Source organism: Chishuiella changwenlii (genome assembly GCF_900142565.1).
GTDB classification, from domain to species: Bacteria; Bacteroidota; Bacteroidia; order Flavobacteriales; family Weeksellaceae; genus Empedobacter; species Empedobacter changwenlii.
In genome coordinates this window covers 211,085-226,753 of record NZ_FRBH01000007.1, presented here as the reverse complement: position 1 = coordinate 226,753, position 15,669 = coordinate 211,085, and the positions used below count along the sequence as shown (strand labels likewise).

Below are 15,669 nucleotides of genomic sequence, written 5' to 3'. Positions count from 1 at the left end.
AATTCTGATTTAAAGGTGCAAAGTTACAAAAAATATAAGTTTATACTGAATATAAATTGAATCAAATTGATAATGAGTTTTTTAAGAGGTATAATATGAATCGTAAAAAATCTATTTAATATTGAGTGAAAAAGAAGTAATTTTGCAGCATGCAAATAGAAAGTCTTCAAAATCCAAGGATTAAAAACTTGCTTAAACTGCAAGAAAAATCAAGAGAGCGTAAAAACCAAGGTTTATTTATTGTGGAAGGAACACAAGAAAATGAATTGGCTATAAAAGGGAATTACGAGGCTGTTGAAATCTATCTTTGCGAAGATATTTATCAGCATACTATAAATTTTGGAAACGCAAAGGTTTTTACCATCACTCGTCCTGTTTTTGAAAAATTGGCTTACAGAAAATCTACTGGAGGAATTATTGGTGTTTATAAAACGAAAGCTGTACAACTAGAGGACTTACATTTACCAGAAAATGCTTTAGTAATTGTTTTAGAAGCAGTAGAAAAACCAGGAAACCTTGGTGCTGTTTTAAGAACTGGTGATGGGGCAAAAGTTGACGCTGTAATTGTGTGCGATGAAACTGTAGATTTCTTTAATCCTAATGTTATTCGTTCTTCTGTAGGAACTCTTTTTACAAATAATATTGCTGCTGGAAAAAAAGAAGATGTTTTAAATTTTCTACAATCAAAAAATATTCAAATTGTTTCTACTTTCTTAAGAGATGAAACAAAGAGTTTATATGAAACTAATTTCACAAAATCATCTGCAATTATTTTAGGAACGGAGGCTACTGGTCTTTCAGACTTTTGGGCAGATAACTCAGATTCGTTAATCAAAATTCCGATGCTTGGTTTTGTAGATTCTTTAAACGTGAGTAATGCTGCTGCAATTTGTGTTTACGAAGCTGTTCGCCAAAGAGTGTAGATGATCTATTTAGATATAAGACTTAAGATTTTAAGACATAAGGTTTATTTTGTTAGATAGAATGTTTTTTCGGAATGACATTAAAATATCAATAAATAAACGACGAATGTTAAGCTTATCATGCTGATTTCTATGACAAAACTAAATATTATGTAATTATAAATTTAGTTTAAGTCTAGTATGTCATCTTGTTATTTCAGGATCTCATCACTACTTACACGATGTGAAGCTGAAATGAATTCCTTTAGATTTGAATTATCTTAAATTGGATAAAAAAGAAGAGAATAGAGTTGTAGTAAACTATAATGAGTTCAGAGCTGTTTACAATCTCAAATCCTGATTAAGACTCCACTCTATCTTATCAAATTCTCAAATAGAAATTCGGGTTAAAACCCCATTAGTAAGGAATCGAGTTATTGATAAGTTTCAGCTTGACAAACTGGGTGAATATGTAAATTATAATTCGTCAATAAACTTATATGCTCTCATTTCTGTCCAAGAATGATGATTATTTTTTAATGGAAAACCACAATGTCCACCATATTTTGGCATTTCGAATGTGCAAAAAGAATGTTTTTCAAAACGTTGAATTGGATAACATTCTTCCCCTAAGAATGGATCATTTTTGGCATTTACAATTAAGCATGGCGTTGTTATATTATCAATAACCGCCAAAGGAGATGCTTTATCATAATAATCTTCTTTAGAAGAATACCCATGTAAAGGCGCCGTAAAATATTCATCAATTTCATCAAATGTTTTGATTCTATCAATCATATCTTCATTTAATTTCCCAGGAAATTGATTTGCTTTCTCTTTGAATTTAGGAACAAGTGTGCGTTGAAAATTTTTAAAATAAACTTTATTAATTCCTTTTTTCAAACTATCCGAACAAGATTTTAAAGACAATGGAGCAGAAAAAACAATTCCACATTTTACACGTTCATCAATCGTATAACTTCCAAGATAATTTAAAACCAAAGCTCCTCCCATAGAGTAGCCAATTAAGTAAATTTCTTTATAATCTTCGCTTAATGCTTTTTCTACAACACTATTTACATCATTAATAGAACCATGGTGATATAATGTACATGTTTTGTTCATCTCTCCCCCACACGATCTGTGATTCCAAGCTAGAACAGAAAAGCCTTTTTGGTAAAAATAATCTGAACATGAGTTAAGATAAGTTCTTTTAGAATCTCCTTCTAAACCATGAAATAGAATGATTAATTTTTGTTTATGTGCTTGTTTTCTCCAATCTAAATTTAAAAAATCATGATCTGGTGTTTCTATCTTTTCTCTTGAATAATCAGGAACTGGATACTTTTTTATTTTCGCTGGATATATTGTAGAATAATGCGAATTTCTATTTAGAAAACTTGGTTTTGGATAAGCAGATTTTATATAAGGCATGATTAATAAATTTTGGCATCAATTAGAAAATCTTTTTTAATTTCTTCGTTGATGTTGGCAATAATTTTAGATTTCCCCATTAGTAATTCTTGTCGCATAGCTGGAGAATTAATTTTTACATATAAAATACGTTGTCTAACCTCAACACGATCGGTATACTTTTCGAAGAATTTACCCATCACTTTGTGCCAAGCTTCCTCTGCTTTTACCTCCCAAATTAATTCTTCTTTTCCACTTTGTTTTATAAAATGCTCTAAAGCCTGACCAAGCGTTTGTTGATTACTTCGTTTTTCATACTTTTTCATAATCGGAAGACTTTACTTTCAGAATTAATTTGTTTAATAATTTGTTCAGTTCTTTCGGAATGTGTATCGGTAATAAAAATTTGTCCGAAACGTTCCTCGTTTACCAACTTAATTAATTGTGTTACACGATGCTCATCTAATTTATCAAAAATATCGTCTAATAACAACAAGGGTGTTAAGTTTAACGCTTCTTTTATTACTTCTAATTGTGCTAATTTTAAAGCAATTAAATAAGATTTCTGTTGTCCTTGCGAACCAAATTTCTTAATCGGATAATTAGTAATCGTAAACAATAAATCGTCCTTATGTATTCCCGCTGTAGAATATTGTGCCGCTCTATCTTTATATAGCGCTTCTTTTAAAACTGATTCAAAAGGTGCATCATTCAGCTGAGAAATATATTCGATGTTCACTTTCTCTCGTCCTTCTGATATTTCATTGTAATATTTTAGAAAAGCTTCTAAAAAGTTTTCAACGAATTCTTTTCTTGTCTCATGTATTCTTTTTCCTAAATGAATTAATTCTTCGTCGTAAATTTCTAAAGATGTTGCATCAAATGTATTATTCGCCGTAAAATATTTTAACAACGCATTTCGTTGCATCAATACTTTATTATAGCGCATTAAATCTGCTAAATATTGCTTATTAGACTGCGAAATAATATTGTCTAAAAATTTACGTCTTACTTCACTCCCTTCTTTTATTAAATCACTATCATAAGGTGAAATCATCACCAAAGGATATTGACCAATATGATCTGAAATTCGGTCATAAGATTTTGAATTTCTTTTTAGTTGTTTGGGTTGACCGGGACGAACTAAGCAAAAAATAATATCATCTGATTCGTTTTTATCGAATGTTCCTTCGAGCGTGAAAAAATCACAATCGAATTGAATATTCATTGCATCGGAATGATTAAGATAAGATTTGCTTAAAGCTAGATAATGTATTGCATCTAAAACATTGGTTTTTCCTTTTCCATTTTGTCCTACAAATGCATTAATTTTTGGTGAAAATTCGAAATTATTTTCATCAAAATTCTTGAATTGTCTTGCTTTAAGTTCTTTTAAATACATAAAGCAAAATTACGAATTACGTTTGACAATTTACGATTAGAGATTTAGAATATATTGTTGTTTTTTAGATTTATGTTTCCTACATCCACATTTTAATTTAGATTAAAATGTGGATTATCTAAACAACAATTCTATTAAGATAGACTTATGTTAATTTTTTAAAATTTAACATAATTAAGGAGTTGAATATTTGATTGATAAATATATTTTTTCTAGTTTTAAATAAAAAAATAAACATTTACTACCTATTTATGAAACATTTAAAATTACAATTATTGAAGAAAAAGTTAATATTAATTAAATAGGTTGTTTCTATTCCATTGTGTAGTATTTAATATCTCTACTAAATCTAGTAATACTAAAAAACAATGATGAAATAACTCAAAATTAATTAATATGAAAAAACTTATGAATCAAAAACAAAGATTGGGATCAATACTTTCAAAAGGATTATTGTGTACAGTTGTATTATTATCATCTTGCGATACAAATGATGATAATAATGAAAAATTAGAAAAGCAAGTTACTAACAAAGACCTTAAAAAAGGATCTTTTCTGGGAGAGGAAATTATTTATATCAGAAAAGATGGAAAAAATATTTTCCAAGGTGATATGCTTATTACTGATGAACAGCTGAAAGAAAATCTACAAAACAGAGGTGCAGTTGCAAATAGACTAAGATGGCCAAATAACACCGTTTATTACACGATTTCTAATCAGATAAGAAATACAAATCTCCACAATAGAATTAATGCTGCAATTAGAGAGTATAATAGTAAAACGAATTTAAAATGGACAGAAGTTGGCTTTAATGCACCAACATATGTACAGTTTGTCCCTTCTGGTAGTAATGGTACAGATGGATCAGCAACAATTGGACGTCAAAATGGATCTAAATACATTTCACTTGATTGGAATATACCATTAGGATCTTTACTACACGAAATGGGACATACAATAGGTCTTTTTCATGAGCATACACGTAGAGATAGAGATAATTATGTTATAATAAATTGGAATAATATTCAAAATGGACAGCAACACAATTTTAACATTTATAGTAGTAATGGTATTGGTCGAGATGGAGTAGATATAGGAGAATTTAATGCTCAATCTATGATGATGTATTGGACTAATTCTTACTCTCGTAATGGACAACCAACTATTGTTCAAAGAAATGGAAGATCATACACTTACAATAGACAAAATTATTTAATACAGACTGATATTAACGCAATAAATAGAATGTATCCAAGATAGATAAATATTAGATAAAAACTCGGCTTTAGAAAAGTCGAGTTTTTATAATTTAATAGGTATCTATTTCAAACTGTACACCTTTTTTCTAGTAAAAGAAAAATTATAATTAAACTTTTCTTTTTTACCAATGTAAACACCTATTAGTATGATTATAATTCCTAAAATTTCTATAATTGTTAGTGTTTCATTAAAAATGATATAAGCATAAATAGCACTAAAAATAGGCTGTGTTAGAATAATGATTGAAGATAATGTAATGCTTATCTTTTTCATACTATAACTAAGTAGTCCTTGTCCTAATAATTGAGAAAATATAGTTAAGGCTAACAAGAAGAAAATATCATTTATAGAAGTTGGTATCTCAAATTTTTCAAAAACTGAAATTCCTAAAGCTAAAACTGGTAAAGATCCTAAACCACTAATAAACATTAAAGTTGATATTTTCATTTTTAATCGAACTTTATACACTGCGATTAAAAATAATCCGTAAAAAATAGAAGCTAAAAACGCTAATAAATCTCCTTTAATATTTCCTGACGATTGAAAGTTTTTAGACATTAAAACAAGTATCCCTACCATCGTAATAAGTATTCCTACTAAAAATGGTTTATTTATTTTTTCTTTAAAAAGATAGTAAGATAATGGGATGGTTGTAAAGGGAACTAAATTAACAAACAAATTAGCATTTGCTACCGTTGTAAATGAGAATGATTTATTCCATAAAATTAAATCTATTGCTAAAAATACGCCACTAAATAAAACAATAATCCAATCTTGTTTATTTATCTTTTTTAAATCTTTATAAACAAACGGAAAAAGAAGAATTACAGCAAACAAAATTCTGTAAAAAGCTGTATTTATTGGTGCTGTACTAGATAATTTTACAAATATACCTCCTGTTGCAAGACATATAACAGCGATAAAAGCTAAAAGTATAGATAGGTTAGATTTCATAATTTTTATTTATACAAAAGTCCTCCAATGTTAGAAATAAAGTACTTTAAATATTAATTTTATAACTTTAAATACTTTAATTATTAAAATAATGAACCTAGACAACTTAAATCTTTCAATTCTTAATGAATTGATGCATAATTCTCGCATCACAAATACTGAATTAGGTAAAAAAATTGGACTTACATCTCCAGCTGTAGCCGAGAGAATAAAAAAGATGGAAGAAGCTGGAATAATTAAATCTTATTCTATTGATGTGGATTATGAACAATTAGGAATAAATGAAAATGTGATTATCGGAATTGATATTCAGTATTGTAATATTCCGAAATTTATAGAAGAAGTTGAAAATATTAATGGTGTTATATCTGTCATGAAATCCACAGGAGATTTTTGTGTTATTGTTCACCTTATTGCGAAGAATATGTCGAAATTAGAAGAAGTGATTACAAAATTTAGTAAACATGGAAATACTTCTACATTTCGAATATTAGGAACGCCATATAAATCTGTTCCTAAAGTAAAAGATTTAAAATAAAGGTAGAAATTTCAAAAAAGCCTTATTTTTGTCACTTGTAAAAGAAACATTTAGAAAATGGCAATTCAAAAACCATCGATTCCAAAAGGAACAAGAGATTTCTCTCCTTTAGAAGTGAATCGTCGTCAATATATTATCAACACAATAAAAAAACAATTTGTGTTATTTGGATTTTCTCCAATAGAAACTCCATCATTCGAAAATTTATCAACATTAACTGGTAAATATGGAGAAGAAGGAGATCGTTTAATTTTTAAAATTCTTAATTCTGGAGATTATTTATCTAAAGTTGATGAGCAATTATTAGCAGAAAAAAATAGTCAAAAAGTAATTGCTAAAATCTCTGAAAAAGCATTACGTTACGATTTAACAGTGCCTTTTGCTCGTTACGTTGTACAACATCAGAATGATATTACATTTCCATTTAAGCGTTACCAAATTCAGCCAGTTTGGCGTGCAGATCGTCCGCAAAAAGGACGTTTTCGCGAGTTTTTTCAATGTGATGCAGATGTTGTTGGTTCAGACTCTTTATTACAAGAAGTAGATTTTGTTCAATTATACGATTCAGTTTTTACACAATTAAATGCGCCAGTTGAAATTCATATTAACAATCGTAAAATATTATCAGGATTAGCAGAAGTTGCAGATATTTCTGCTCAGTTAATCGATTTTACTGTTGCTTTAGATAAATTAGATAAAATTGGTGAAGAAGCTGTAAAAGAGGAAATGCGTGGAAAAGGAATTTCTGAATCTGCAATAGAAATATTATCGCCTTTATTTACAATGAATGGAGATTACAAAACACAATTTGCTCAATTAAAAGAAATCTTGAAAACATCGGAAACGGGATTAAAAGGAATTGAGGAATTAGAATTTGTTTTTGAAAATACAGAAAACATCGGATTACAATCTGCTGATTTAATCTTGAACTTAACTTTGGCTAGAGGATTAGATTATTACACAGGAGCTATTTTTGAAGTTAAAGCAAAAATTGGTGAATTTTCTTCGTCTATTGGTGGTGGTGGTCGCTATGACGATTTAACTGGAATTTTTGGATTAAAAGATATTTCTGGTGTTGGAATTTCTTTTGGTTTAGATCGTATTTACTTAGTTTTAGAAGATAATAACTTATTCCCTGCTTTAGAAGATTCAACTAATATTCAGGCATTATTCATTAATTTCGGAACAAAAGAAGCCGCTCATGCAATGAAATTGGTTAAACAATTACGTTCTCAAGGAATTAATACAGAAGTATATCCAGACGATGCTAAAATGAAAAAGCAAATGGGATATGCAGACAAAAAAGGAATTAAGAAAGTTATTCTTTTAGGAGAAAAAGAAATTGAAGAGCAAAAAGCGACTGTAAAAGATATGATTTCTGGTGAACAAACAGAAATTGCCTTCGCAGATTTAGCTAATGCCTTATAATTCAAATAAGTTCAATATATTTGCAAACTATTTAATTTAGAATATACAAAATGAGTTTATTAACCGTTGGTACAGTAGCCTTTGATAAATTAGAATCTCCATTCGGAAAAACAGATAAAATCTTAGGTGGTGCCGCTACATATATCGGTATGGCGTCTTCTTTATTAGGCGTAGATACAGGAATCGTTTCAGTTGTAGGAGGAGATTTTCCTCAAGAATACATCGACTTATTGACATCTAAAGGAATTAATTTAGATGGTATGGAAATCGTAAAAGAAGGGAAAACTTTCTTTTGGGAAGGAAGATATCACAACGATTTAAATACACGTGATACATTAGCAACAGAATTAAATGTATTAGAAACTTTTAATCCAGTTGTTCCTAATGATCGTAAATCTCCAAACGTTTTAATGTTAGGAAACTTACACCCATTGGTACAAAAAGGAGTTTTAACACAATTAGATAATCGTCCAGGATTAGTTGTTTTAGATACAATGAACTTTTGGATGGATTGTGCATTAAACGAATTAATGGACGTTATAAAAGATGTTGATGTAATTTCTATTAACGATGAAGAAGCTCGTCAATTATCAGGAGAATATAGCTTAGTAAAAGCAGCTAAGAAAATTATGTCTTTTGGACCAAAAACTGTTATCATCAAAAAAGGTGAACACGGTGCTTTATTATTCCAAGAAGAAAATGTTTTCTTTGCACCTGCATTACCATTAGAAGATGTATTTGATCCAACTGGAGCTGGTGATACATTTGCTGGAGGTTTCTCTGGATATTTAGCAAAAACAAACGATTTCTCTTTTGATAATATGAAACGTGCAATTGTTTATGGTTCTGCTTTAGCATCTGTAACATGTGAAAAATTTGGTACAGAATCTTTACAAAATTTAACACGTGAAGGATTAGCTGAACGTTTAAAAGAATTCAAAAAATTAATGGATTTTTCTATCAATTTATAAAATTTGATAGTTAAGATAAGAATTTGAAAAGCTTTGCTTAATTGCAAAGCTTTTTTTATTTAAATGATTTCTTTATTTGGTATATTTATATTAAGTAATTTGAATCTATTCTGGAGATTATTTTTTTGAATAATGTTTTTAATTTTAAGTAAGTATGAAAAATAGAATTATAGCCGTTTTGGTTTTAGCGTTTTCTTCTCTATTATCAGGAATTTTAATTTCGAAGATGTCATTTATTGGTCGAGTTGGTATCACCATCATTTACAATGAATATGCAATTCTTAAATCGTGGTGGAAAACAGCGCTATTGTTTTTTGTGATTCAAGTAATTCTATTTACAATTTTCAGTATTTGGCAAAAAAAGAACGTTTCTAAGCTAAAACAATTCATTTTACCTATGGTATTTCTTATAATGGGCTTTGGAGGATTGTATTATACTTATCATGATTTTACAGAAACATCTCACCGATTATTAAAAGCAAGTTTCCATTTCGGTTTCTATCTATTTTGGATGACATGGTTTGCAAACTGTATGTATTTCTTAATTATTAAACCAACTAATGAAAACGAAATACTGGAAGAAAATATATAGAAATATAAAAGCTCATCAAAATTGATGAGCTTTTTTTGTGAGTGATATTGTATATAATTATTTCACAAAAAAGTCAATTTAACTTTTAAACTATATAATTATTTAAGAGTTCTTACTTATAAAACTAAATTAAATATTATTTGATTTTCTTAACTTTAAAAAATGAAAGAAAAGGTAAAAAGAGTTGTTTCGGAGTTTAATACTGAATTAAAACTAAAAGGTTTCCGTGCATTCCAGATTGAGCAGGACGGAAGCGATACTCGCGTGTACAGCAGAAAAGAATTCTATAAAATATGCTTGACAACAGGGAAAAGTAAAATTCATTATTCTGATAAAAGCTTCGAGCAGGAAGGAACGGTTCTTTTTTTTGGAAATCCGCATATTCCGTATTCTTGGGAAACAATTTCAACGGCTTATAAAGGCTATACTATTCTTTTTTCTGAGGAGTTTTTTAAGAATTCTGAACGTTCTGAAAGCTTACAGCAGTCTTCTTTCTTTAAAATTGGCGGAACTCCCGTTCTGAAAATTACTGAAGAGCAGAGACTTTTTCTCAATACTCTTTTCCAAAAGATGATTGCTGAACAGGAAAGTGATTATGTTTATAAAGATGAGTTGATACGCAACTACATCAGCCTGATAATCCACGAATCTTTGAAACTGGAACCTGCCGAAGATTTCGACCAAAAGAAAAATGCTGCGTCAAGGTTATCTTCCGTTTTTCTTGAACTTTTGGAAAGACAATTTCCTATTGAAACTACAGATCAATCTTTGCAACTAAAATCTGCTCAAGAGTTTGCGAAAAACCTAAATGTACACGTCAATTATCTCAATCGTGCTGTAAAAGAAGTAACTGGAAAATCTACAACGACTCATATCTCGGAACGTATTCTTACAGAAGCAAAAGCATTGTTGCAGCACACCGACTGGAATATTTCAGAAATAGCATTCGCACTTGGGTTCGATTATCCAACGTATTTCAATAATTTTTTTAAAAAGCAAACTGGAACTAATCCAAAAGCATTTCGTTTAGCCGAAGTTTGATTTTCTTAATTTTTGGTTTGATTATCATTAACTGTTAGCGTTTCGCTGTTTTTAATTTTGTATCAGTAATTTTTTAAACAAAATTCAGATATGAAAATAATAACAACAGTGATGGCTTTATCCTTTCTTTTGATCGGACAAGCATTCGCACAGAATAAAAAATCAAATTCAAAGAAAATGGAAACTACAGAACATTATACATTCAAATTAAGTGATAAGGTTACACGAAAAGCAGTTACCTTTAAAAACCGTTACGGAATAACCCTTTCCGGAGATTTATATCTTCCAAAAAATACAGGAAACGAAAAATTGGCAGCGTTGGCAATCAGCGGACCTTTCGGTGCAGTGAAAGAGCAATCTTCTGGTTTGTATGCCAATCAAATGGCGGAAAGAGGTTTTGCAGTTATCGCTTTCGATCCTTCTTACACAGGCGAAAGTGGAGGAGAGCCGAGAGATATTGCTTCACCTGATATCAATACTGAAGACTTCAGTGCAGCAGTTGATTTCTTAGGACTTCAAAACAATGTGGATAGAAACAAAATCGGAATCATAGGAATTTGTGGTTTCGCAACTTTCGCCTTAAATGCAACCATTGCAGACAAACGAGTAAAAGCTGTCGCAACGACCAGTGCTTATGATATTTCGAGAGTAAATGCCAAAGGTTATTATGATAAAATGACTCAGGAAGAACGAACTAAAGCTTTTGAAACAATGAGTCTGCAACGTTGGATAGATGCCGAAAACGGAAAACCTGAATATCCGACAAGCCATTTACCAGAAAAATTAAACGGTGATGAACCTCAGTTTGTGAAAGATTATTTTGATTATTACAAAACGCCGAGAGGTTATCACAAACGTTCTTTAAATTCCAATAAAGGCTGGACAAAAACCAACTCTTTATCTTTTGCGAATTCAGTAATGCTGAGTTATATCAAAGAAATTTCGCCAAGACCAATGTTACTGATTGCTGGAGAGAATGCACATTCTAAATATATGAGCGAAGATATTTACAAAGTAGCTTCTGAACCGAAAGAATTGATGATTATCCCAAATGCAGTTCACGTCGATTTATATGATAAAGTGGATGTAATTCCATTTGAAAAACTGGATAATTTCTTCAGAATCAATTTAAAATAATTGATATTATTCCAATAGCTAAATCTGTTTAATAAAACTGCAGATTTAGCATTTTTTTTCTAAATATTAAAAATGAGATTTAAAGAAAATATTTTCACTAAACTAAAAAATGGCGAAACAATAATGCCAGACGACCCGGAAATTCACAAATTGAAAGAAGCTTCTTATCAAGTTAAGAAGCAATTGCTTCAACTCAATAATTCCAATGAACCGGATAATATTTTGAAAATATTAAGTGAAATTGTCGGTAAAAAATTGGAGAATGTAGCGGTGTTTACACCTATTTACATCAACTACGGAAAACATCTTAACATCGGTAAAAATGTATTCATCAACTTCGATTGTACTTTTCTGACCTTAGGCGGAATTACCATTGAAGACGATGTTTTAATCGGTCCGAAAGTTAGTCTGATAACTGAAAATCATCCTTTAGAACCTCAACACAGAAAAGGATTAATAGGTAAATCTATTCTCATCAAACGAAATGCGTGGATTGGAGCTAATGCGACAATTCTTCCAGGAATTACGATTGGCGAAAATGCAGTTATCGCTGCTGGAGCAGTCGTTTCCAAAGATGTTCCAGATAACGTGGTGGTAGGAGGAGTTCCTGCAAAAATCATCAAAACAATTGAATCATAAAACATGGAAGAAAACAACAATCAAAATTCGAGAAGAAAATTTATTGAGCAGACAGCTTTGGTTAGTGTAGGCTTAATGCTACTAAATCCTTTAGACATTTTAGCACAAAATGTAGTAAATTCAAACAAAATAAAATCTAAGAAAATGAGTACAAATATCCCTAAAATAAGTGACTTTCCGATAGGTGAAGAAAACACTGCTTTTGCAAAATATTTTATAGGCAAGTCCTATTTAGCACAACTTACAAATAATAAAGATTTAAGTATTCCTCTTTCTAATGTTACATTTGAACCAGGTTGTCGAAACAATTGGCACACTCACACTGGTGGACAACTTTTGATTGTTGTAGGTGGTGAAGGTTTATATCAAGAGAGAGGAAAACCTGCCCGTCGTTTAAAAGCTGGTGATATCGTAGAAATTGCTCCGAATGTTGAGCATTGGCATGGTGCGACTGCAGAAAGTTGGTTCTCGCATTTAGCTACAAATGGAAATCCGCAAACCAATCAGAATACATGGTTGGAAGCTGTGTCTGATGAAGAATTTAATGAAGCCAATAAAAAATAATTTTTTATGAAGAGCAAAAACAAGTTTCTACAATGGATCATTCTTTTTGTTCTCACATTTAGTATGACAAAAATGAATGCACAAGAAAATAAGACTCATCAAAATCTGAATGATAAAGAACAAAGCTTGGTGAAAATTTCTTCACTTACGGCAACTGGAAATCTTGAAAATTTGAAAGTTCAGCTGAATGCTGGATTAGATTCTGGTTTGACTATTAATGAAATTAAAGAAGTATTGGTTCAATTGTATGCGTATTGCGGTTTTCCGAGAAGTCTGAATGCTATTAATACTTTTAAAGTAGTTTTAGAAGAAAGAAAAACAAAAGGAATCAATGATGTTGAAGGAAAAAAAATTATCATTGAAAATAATGTTATTGATAAATACGAAAAAGGCAGAAAAACATTGGAAGCATTAACAAAAACGCCACAAACTAAACCAGCAACTGGTTTTGGAGAGTTTGCTCCAAGAATTGATGCTTTTCTAAAAGAACATTTATTTGCGGATATTTTTGTGAGTGATGTTCTCACTTATCAGCAAAGAGAATTAGTGACAGTTTCTGCTTTAGCTTCTTTAACAGGTGTTGAATCTCAATTGAAATCCCATATCGTCATGGGGAAAAATACAGGAATTACTGAAGATCAATTAGCGGAATTAGCTAATTTAATACAAGAATCTGTTAATAAAACTCAAGCCAATACTGTTAGGAAAATAATTGGAGAACCACTCATTCCTATTATCAAAAACGATATGATGATTCGTATTTCCGAAATAGACATTTTTCCTGAATTTTTGGAAGAATATAATTCAATTCTGAAAGAAGAAGCTTCGACTTCTATAAAATTAGAGAAAGGCGTGATTGCTATTTTTCCGATGTATCAAAAGGAAAATCCTGCTAGGATAAGAATTGTAGAAATTTATGCGGATGAAGAAGCGTATCAGTTTCATTTGCAGACACCACATTTTTTGAAATACAAAACATCAACTTTGAAAATGGTAAAATCTCTGAAATTAATAGATATGGAAAGTCTTGATAAAGAAACTATGTCTAAGATCTTTGAAAAAATAAATTAACATTCTCTTCATGGTTTTTGTCTTTGTATTAATTGATGAACTTAGAATTATTTACTCTAAGTTCATCAATTATAAATCTTCTTTCATAATCTCTTTATGACTTCCTCCCCATTCAATTAAAGAATTCCAAATCGGGATTAGTTTTTTTGCGTATTCAGTCAGTTCATATTCTGTTCTTGGCGGTACATCAGCATAGACTGTTCGTTTAACAAGTTTATCTTCTTCTAAGGCTTTTAACTGCAGTGTCAGCATTCTTTCAGTAATCGGATGAATCTCATCTCGTAGCTCTTTATAACGCATCTTTCTACCTTCTAATTTGCTCAGAATATAAAGTTTCCATCTTCCTCCCAATTTGTTAATAGCATAAATTAGGTCACATTCTTCGTGAACAATTTTTTCATTGATAGAATAAGTCGAATTTTCTTTTCTATTACTCATTTTCTCTAAATTATATACAAAGTTACAAAATCATGATTTGTATATCTTAATCGACGACAGACAAAATTGTTCGTAACAGACAAGTGGTTGTAATTAGCATTAATAAGTTTTTTCAAGTGTAATTTTGTACAAAATAAAGAGTTATTATTATGTTATTTCATGAATTTAAAATTGGAAATTTAAATGTAAAAAACAGATTTGCTTTAGCTCCAATGACCAGAATTAGTGCAACAGAAGATGGAATTCCTACTGAAAAAATGAAAAATTATTATACTAGTTTTGCAAAAGGAGGTTTTGGATTGATTATCACGAAAGGAAATTATATTGATACAAAATACAGTCAGACTTATAGATTACAACCGGGAATAGCTTTAGATACACACATTGATGGATGGAAAAATATTGTTGATGATGTGAAAGCTAATGGTGCAAAAATTATTATGCAAATTCAGCATTCAGGAGGTCTTTCTCAAGGCAATTATTATTTAAACGAAACAATTGCGCCTTCATCAGTACAACCAAAAGGGCAACAATTGGATTTCTATTTTGGAAATGGTAATTATGCTATACCTAAATCTGCTTCTAAAAATGATATTAATGAAATTATTCATTCTTTTGTTAAAGCTGCTAAGAACGCAGAGATTGCAGGTTTTGACGGAGTCGAGATTCATGGTGCAAATGGTTATCTTCTAGACCAATTTCTTACTCCATATAGTAATACCAGAAATGATGAGTATGGAGGCAATATTGAAAATAGATTGAGAATTTATGTTGATATTATTAAGGAAATTAAAAAGAATGTTAGCCATGATTTTGTTGTTGGAATAAGACTTTCTCAAGGAAAAGTTAATGATTATTTTCATAAATGGAAGAATGAAGAAGAAGCGGAGTTCATATTTAAAACTGTTGAAAAATCCGGAGTTGATTATGTTCATTTAACTGAATTTGATGCTACAGCTCCTGCTTTTGATACTAATAAATATAAAACCCTTGAAATTCTTTCATTGGCTCAGATTGCAAGAAAAACTTTGCAAATACCTATTTTATTAAATGGTAAAATTGATTCAGAAAATTCGGCAAAATCAATCATTTCAGAAGGAGTAGCAGATTTAGTGACGATTGGCAAATCTGCATTAGCAAACCACGACTTTCCATTAAAAATAAAGGAAGGACGTCCTTTAAAAGAATTTGACGCTGAGAAAACTTTAAGACCAACTGCGGAATTAAAAGATTTTGAGTTGTATTAAACCAACTAATGAAAACGAAATACTAGAAGAAAATATATAGAAATATAAAAGCTCATCAAAATTGATGAGCTT

17 protein-coding genes are annotated in these 15,669 nt (G+C 30.2%); 12 read left to right on the top strand and 5 right to left on the bottom strand.

The features are described 5' to 3' along the window. Positions 1-149 precede the first annotated feature (149 nt). A complete protein-coding gene (locus BUA86_RS10240; RefSeq protein WP_072932414.1) occupies positions 150-923 on the top strand; it encodes a TrmH family RNA methyltransferase in 774 nt (257 codons plus the stop codon). A gap of 456 nt (positions 924-1,379) precedes the next feature. Here BUA86_RS10240 and BUA86_RS10235 read toward each other — a convergent pair whose 3' ends face one another. From BUA86_RS10235 to recF, 3 genes are read right to left on the bottom strand one after another with little or no spacing between them, the layout of a single operon-like run. Further along, positions 1,380-2,336: a YheT family hydrolase gene (locus BUA86_RS10235; RefSeq protein WP_072932412.1), complete on the bottom strand. Its 957-nt coding sequence runs from the start codon at positions 2,334-2,336 to the stop codon at positions 1,380-1,382. Between the two features lie 2 nt (positions 2,337-2,338). Beyond that, positions 2,339-2,641: a DciA family protein gene (locus BUA86_RS10230; RefSeq protein ID WP_072932410.1), complete on the bottom strand. Its 303-nt coding sequence runs from the start codon at positions 2,639-2,641 to the stop codon at positions 2,339-2,341. Next, on the bottom strand, positions 2,638-3,717 hold the full coding sequence (gene recF / locus BUA86_RS10225; protein WP_072932408.1) for a DNA replication/repair protein RecF: 1,080 nt from the start codon (positions 3,715-3,717) through the stop codon (positions 2,638-2,640). The genes BUA86_RS10230 and recF overlap by 4 nt, the downstream gene beginning before the upstream one ends. A gap of 396 nt (positions 3,718-4,113) precedes the next feature. Here recF and BUA86_RS10220 point away from each other — a divergent pair, with 396 nt between their 5' ends. Beyond that, on the top strand, positions 4,114-4,977 hold the full coding sequence (locus BUA86_RS10220) for a M12 family metallopeptidase (protein WP_072932406.1): 864 nt from the start codon (positions 4,114-4,116) through the stop codon (positions 4,975-4,977). 60 nt (positions 4,978-5,037) lie between these two features. On the opposite strand, the gene BUA86_RS10215 is transcribed toward BUA86_RS10220, so the two are convergent. Continuing rightward, entirely contained in the window at positions 5,038-5,931 is an 894-nt protein-coding gene (locus BUA86_RS10215) for a DMT family transporter (protein ID WP_072932405.1), read from the bottom strand. Between the two features lie 91 nt (positions 5,932-6,022). Here BUA86_RS10215 and BUA86_RS10210 point away from each other — a divergent pair, with 91 nt between their 5' ends. The 9 genes from BUA86_RS10210 (at position 6,023) to BUA86_RS16270 (ending at position 13,912) form a co-directional block, all read left to right on the top strand. Next, a complete protein-coding gene (locus BUA86_RS10210) occupies positions 6,023-6,469 on the top strand; it encodes an Lrp/AsnC family transcriptional regulator (protein WP_072932404.1) in 447 nt (148 codons plus the stop codon). Positions 6,470-6,526: 57 nt separating this feature from the next. Further along, positions 6,527-7,897, top strand: a complete 1,371-nt coding sequence (gene hisS / locus BUA86_RS10205; protein ID WP_072932403.1) for a histidine--tRNA ligase — start codon at positions 6,527-6,529, stop codon at positions 7,895-7,897. A gap of 50 nt (positions 7,898-7,947) precedes the next feature. Next, positions 7,948-8,868, top strand: coding sequence for a PfkB family carbohydrate kinase (locus tag BUA86_RS10200; RefSeq protein ID WP_072932402.1), 921 nt, complete (start codon positions 7,948-7,950; stop codon positions 8,866-8,868). 154 nt (positions 8,869-9,022) lie between these two features. After that, entirely contained in the window at positions 9,023-9,460 is a 438-nt protein-coding gene (locus tag BUA86_RS10195) for a hypothetical protein (RefSeq protein WP_072932401.1), read from the top strand. 162 nt (positions 9,461-9,622) lie between these two features. Next, on the top strand, positions 9,623-10,501 hold the full coding sequence (locus BUA86_RS10190) for a helix-turn-helix domain-containing protein (protein ID WP_072932400.1): 879 nt from the start codon (positions 9,623-9,625) through the stop codon (positions 10,499-10,501). Positions 10,502-10,591: 90 nt separating this feature from the next. Beyond that, positions 10,592-11,638 (top strand): alpha/beta hydrolase, encoded by a 1,047-nt coding sequence (locus BUA86_RS10185; protein ID WP_072932399.1) that lies wholly within the window; start codon positions 10,592-10,594, stop codon positions 11,636-11,638. A gap of 255 nt (positions 11,639-11,893) precedes the next feature. Continuing rightward, positions 11,894-12,277 (top strand): DapH/DapD/GlmU-related protein, encoded by a 384-nt coding sequence (locus BUA86_RS10180; protein ID WP_308419239.1) that lies wholly within the window; start codon positions 11,894-11,896, stop codon positions 12,275-12,277. Positions 12,278-12,280: 3 nt separating this feature from the next. Beyond that, positions 12,281-12,841, top strand: coding sequence for a cupin domain-containing protein (locus tag BUA86_RS10175; RefSeq protein WP_221405195.1), 561 nt, complete (start codon positions 12,281-12,283; stop codon positions 12,839-12,841). A 72-nt stretch (positions 12,842-12,913) separates the two neighbouring features. Next, positions 12,914-13,912, top strand: a complete 999-nt coding sequence (locus BUA86_RS16270; RefSeq protein WP_229731724.1) for a carboxymuconolactone decarboxylase family protein — start codon at positions 12,914-12,916, stop codon at positions 13,910-13,912. A gap of 69 nt (positions 13,913-13,981) precedes the next feature. On the opposite strand, the gene BUA86_RS10165 is transcribed toward BUA86_RS16270, so the two are convergent. Continuing rightward, positions 13,982-14,350, bottom strand: a complete 369-nt coding sequence (locus BUA86_RS10165; RefSeq protein ID WP_072932395.1) for a winged helix-turn-helix transcriptional regulator — start codon at positions 14,348-14,350, stop codon at positions 13,982-13,984. A gap of 149 nt (positions 14,351-14,499) precedes the next feature. Between BUA86_RS10165 and BUA86_RS10160 the strand changes: the two genes are divergently transcribed. Beyond that, positions 14,500-15,597 (top strand): NADH:flavin oxidoreductase, encoded by a 1,098-nt coding sequence (locus BUA86_RS10160; RefSeq protein ID WP_072932393.1) that lies wholly within the window; start codon positions 14,500-14,502, stop codon positions 15,595-15,597. Positions 15,598-15,669: the final 72 nt, after the last annotated feature.

Bases quoted from the DNA above. Each gene is read 5' to 3' on its own strand.
- BUA86_RS10215 (WP_072932405.1), bottom strand. From the start codon at position 5,931: ATGAAATCTAACCTATCTATACTTTTAGCTTTTATCGCTGTTATATGT.
- BUA86_RS10175 (WP_221405195.1), top strand. From the start codon at position 12,281: ATGGAAGAAAACAACAATCAAAATTCGAGAAGAAAATTTATTGAGCAG.
- BUA86_RS10235 (WP_072932412.1), bottom strand. From the start codon at position 2,336: ATGCCTTATATAAAATCTGCTTATCCAAAACCAAGTTTTCTAAATAGA.
- BUA86_RS10220 (WP_072932406.1), top strand. From the start codon at position 4,114: ATGAAAAAACTTATGAATCAAAAACAAAGATTGGGATCAATACTTTCA.
- BUA86_RS16270 (WP_229731724.1), top strand. From the start codon at position 12,914: ATGAATGCACAAGAAAATAAGACTCATCAAAATCTGAATGATAAAGAA.
- BUA86_RS10230 (WP_072932410.1), bottom strand. From the start codon at position 2,641: ATGAAAAAGTATGAAAAACGAAGTAATCAACAAACGCTTGGTCAGGCT.
- BUA86_RS10160 (WP_072932393.1), top strand. From the start codon at position 14,500: ATGTTATTTCATGAATTTAAAATTGGAAATTTAAATGTAAAAAACAGA.
- BUA86_RS10195 (WP_072932401.1), top strand. From the start codon at position 9,023: ATGAAAAATAGAATTATAGCCGTTTTGGTTTTAGCGTTTTCTTCTCTA.
- BUA86_RS10190 (WP_072932400.1), top strand. From the start codon at position 9,623: ATGAAAGAAAAGGTAAAAAGAGTTGTTTCGGAGTTTAATACTGAATTA.
- BUA86_RS10200 (WP_072932402.1), top strand. From the start codon at position 7,948: ATGAGTTTATTAACCGTTGGTACAGTAGCCTTTGATAAATTAGAATCT.
- BUA86_RS10210 (WP_072932404.1), top strand. From the start codon at position 6,023: ATGAACCTAGACAACTTAAATCTTTCAATTCTTAATGAATTGATGCAT.
- recF (WP_072932408.1), bottom strand. From the start codon at position 3,717: ATGTATTTAAAAGAACTTAAAGCAAGACAATTCAAGAATTTTGATGAA.
- BUA86_RS10165 (WP_072932395.1), bottom strand. From the start codon at position 14,350: ATGAGTAATAGAAAAGAAAATTCGACTTATTCTATCAATGAAAAAATT.
- BUA86_RS10240 (WP_072932414.1), top strand. From the start codon at position 150: ATGCAAATAGAAAGTCTTCAAAATCCAAGGATTAAAAACTTGCTTAAA.
- hisS (WP_072932403.1), top strand. From the start codon at position 6,527: ATGGCAATTCAAAAACCATCGATTCCAAAAGGAACAAGAGATTTCTCT.
- BUA86_RS10185 (WP_072932399.1), top strand. From the start codon at position 10,592: ATGAAAATAATAACAACAGTGATGGCTTTATCCTTTCTTTTGATCGGA.